Origin of the sequence: Kitasatospora sp. NPDC058965, assembly GCF_042741245.1 — a bacterium.
In the GTDB taxonomy this organism is placed as follows: Bacteria; Actinomycetota; Actinomycetes; order Streptomycetales; family Streptomycetaceae; genus Kitasatospora.
In genome coordinates this window covers 1-2,733 of record NZ_JBHYKG010000265.1, presented here as the reverse complement: position 1 = coordinate 2,733, position 2,733 = coordinate 1, and the positions used below count along the sequence as shown (strand labels likewise).

2 protein-coding genes are annotated in these 2,733 nt (G+C 73.8%); both read right to left on the bottom strand.

Going from position 1 to position 2,733, the window contains the following annotated elements:
* Nucleotides 1-124: 124 nt before the first annotated feature.
* Nucleotides 125-1,540: a hypothetical protein gene (locus tag ACFW1A_RS31195; RefSeq protein ID WP_380414716.1), complete on the bottom strand. Its 1,416-nt coding sequence runs from the start codon at nt 1,538-1,540 to the stop codon at nt 125-127.
* Between the two features lie 224 nt (nt 1,541-1,764).
* Nucleotides 1,765-2,583, bottom strand: a complete 819-nt coding sequence (locus ACFW1A_RS31190) for a hypothetical protein (RefSeq protein ID WP_380414714.1) — start codon at nt 2,581-2,583, stop codon at nt 1,765-1,767.
* Nucleotides 2,584-2,733 lie beyond the last annotated feature (150 nt).

Sequence of the window (2,733 nt, the reverse complement as noted above, 5' to 3'; positions counted from 1 at the left end):
TCGGGTTTTGTGTGCCCCCCGCCGGTGTGGGGGGGTGCGGGGGGGGTGCCCGTCCCCCGTGTCTTTTCGTCCCGGCGGGGGGGGGGGGGGGGGGGGGGCCCCCCCGCCCCCCCCCGACACCGGCTCAGGCGACCGGCAGCAGCCCCGCACCCGACACCGGAGGTGCCGCCACTGCGGCCCGCGCCGACCGCCATGCCGTTTCGAAACCGTCGCGCGCCTTGGTGGGCACGCTGGCCGGGGCGGCGACGAACTGCCGCTCGACCGCGGGGAAGCGCTCACCCCGCTGAAGGGTGACCACCCGGTCGAAGCCGAAGGCGTAGCCGTCCACGACGCTCGCGGTGTGCACCAGCTCCCGGCCGGGGGCGGAGGCGAAGCGGTCGAGCGAGGCCTTCGCCAGACGGCGCGGAAGCACCCCGACCCGGCGGACCGAGCGCCACACCGTGCCCTTCTTCTGGGGGTCGTAGCAATCGGGAACCCGGCGGGTGCACGACTGCTTGGGCAGGCCCCGGCATGCCTTGCACCGCGGGCGCGGCTCGCCGTGCTGCTGCTCGTAGGCGAGGCAGGCCGCGCAGCGCGGCCCGTGCCAACTCCGGCACCAGGCGGAGCGGCCGGGGGTGAGAACGCGCCGTACCTCGTAGACGCTCCACGGCCCGGAGTCCAGGCGGGCGGCCAGGAGGTCGAGCGCCCGGCTGTTGCCGGCCTGGTGGAGCTGGTGGCGCAGCGAGGAGTTGGCGTAGAGCGTGAACAGCGGGTTCAGGGCCTGGGCGGTGTACTCCAACAGCGCGGCCTCCACGATCTGCTCGGGGAAGCGCGCGGCGCGGGCCATGTGGTCGGGCAGCGATCCGCTGGACGTGGGGTACGGACAGGCCCAGCAGTAGCTCTTGGGCCACGTCACGCCGAAGCGTTCCCGCAGGTAGGACAGCAGTTTCAGCCTGTCCCAGCCCCAGTTGATCAACGGGTACCAGGGGTTGCGTCCCGTCTTGCCGTACGACCGGTCGACGCGCGCCCGGCCGGTCTCGCCGGCCTCGAAGCCGATGATGTGGCGGAAGCTGCCGGTGAGGTTCAGCTCGAACCACAGGTCCAGTGGCTCTCCCTTGCTGTGCACGGAGCACAGCCTGGCGCCTCCGTACATCGGGATGGTGCCGGACAGTTGTAGGTCGAGCAGCAGGCTCCACTCCCCGCTGGTGCGGATCGTGGTCGGGGTACGGGTGTCGGTCAGGATCTCGATGCCGTCCTTCGCGATCGAGTGGCCGCCGCGGGCGATCTGGACCAGCCTGACGCGCTTGGCGCGCAGCAGCGGGAGGATGTGCCGCTCGGCCAGCTCGACGCTGTCGGGCCACTCCATTCCCGTGACGGCGTTGATCACAATCAGGTCCGAGAGGTCGGGGCGGAGCCCGAAGGCCACCGGGTCCTCCAGCATGCGGACCAGGATCGCGGTGGAGTCCGCGCCGAGCCCCCAGCACAGGACGGTCTGGTCGCAGGGGGCGGGTTCGGGGAAGGCGTTCTCGGGGGCGAAAAGCGTGAGCTGACTGGTGGGCATCGGCGCTCCGCATGGTGAGGGGACTCCTGGCGGCGGTTGCCGCACGAGGTGCCCGGCCGGTTCGAAGGGTGAGGTCCGGGGCCAACCGGACCAATAAGAGAAGTATATCAGTTCACGAGCATGATTGATAGAGGATTAGCCATCTGACCTGCATGGATTCCCCATGCTCTGCCTGTGCGGCGGGTACGGGGCGGCGGCACCGGCCGGCTGCCGCCCCGGGATGTTCACCGCAGTGCGGCCAGCGCGAGCAGGGCGAGGTCGGTGCCGCCGCGCAGGCGCAGGTCGACCTGTGCGCAGTCGCCGCCGCCCAGGCCGGGGTTGAGCCTGATCTCCGCGTGCGGCGCGTGCGGCGCGCTGGTGCGGGAGGTGAGCCGGGTGGTGCCGGCGGCCTTGGCGTCGGTCGGGAGCAGCGGCCAGGTTGCGGCGAGGCGCCGGGCGGCTGCCCCGCGGACATCGGCGGCGGGCCCGCCGACGGGCCGGGTGTCCAGGGCCAGGCGCAGCAGGCGCTCGGCGTAGGGGAGCCGGAGGCGCTCGGCCCGGACGACGACGGCGTGGTCGCCGGAGGGTGCTGCGGTGATCCGGGTGCCGCCCAGGTTCCAGTGGACCGTGAAGCCGCCGGCCTCGGTGTCGGTGACGGTGCGGCGCTCGGGGGCGAGGGGGCTGGTGCACAGCTCGTACCGGAGCTCCCGCCGGAGGGCGAGGCCGTCCGTGCCCAGCCCGGCGGCGAGGGCCGCCCGGTCGGCGGCGGGCAGGTGGTGGCGGGCCGCGGCTGCGAGGAGGTGGCGCGGGTGGGCGCGGCGGCCGGGGACGGCGGCGGCCTGCAGCGGGGCGCAGCCGGCGGGCCAGGCCGCCATCTTGACCGTGCCGCAGGGGCTGGTGGTGAGCAGCAGGGTGCGGGTGCCGTCGGTCAGCCCGGCTGCGGCCAGGCCGTCCAGCTCGGCTCCCGGTGCCGGGTGCCAGGACCTGCCCGCCCGGGCGGGCAGGTGGCCGGCGGTGGCGGCGGCGAGCTCCTCGGCGTCGCGGAGCTGAGTTGTCAGGCGCATGACTATGTCTCCTCGGTGGGATCTCGGTTCGAAGGGGGCCGTGCCGACGGGGCCAGCCGTCGGCACGGCGCGGGCGCGGTGCTGCTCAGAACAGGGGGTCGGGGTCGGTGGGCGGTTCGGGGGTGTGTCTTATAAAAATCTGACGCGGCC

Bases quoted from the DNA above. Each gene is read 5' to 3' on its own strand.
- ACFW1A_RS31195 (WP_380414716.1), bottom strand. From the start codon at position 1,540: ATGCCCACCAGTCAGCTCACGCTTTTCGCCCCCGAGAACGCCTTCCCC.
- ACFW1A_RS31190 (WP_380414714.1), bottom strand. From the start codon at position 2,583: ATGCGCCTGACAACTCAGCTCCGCGACGCCGAGGAGCTCGCCGCCGCC.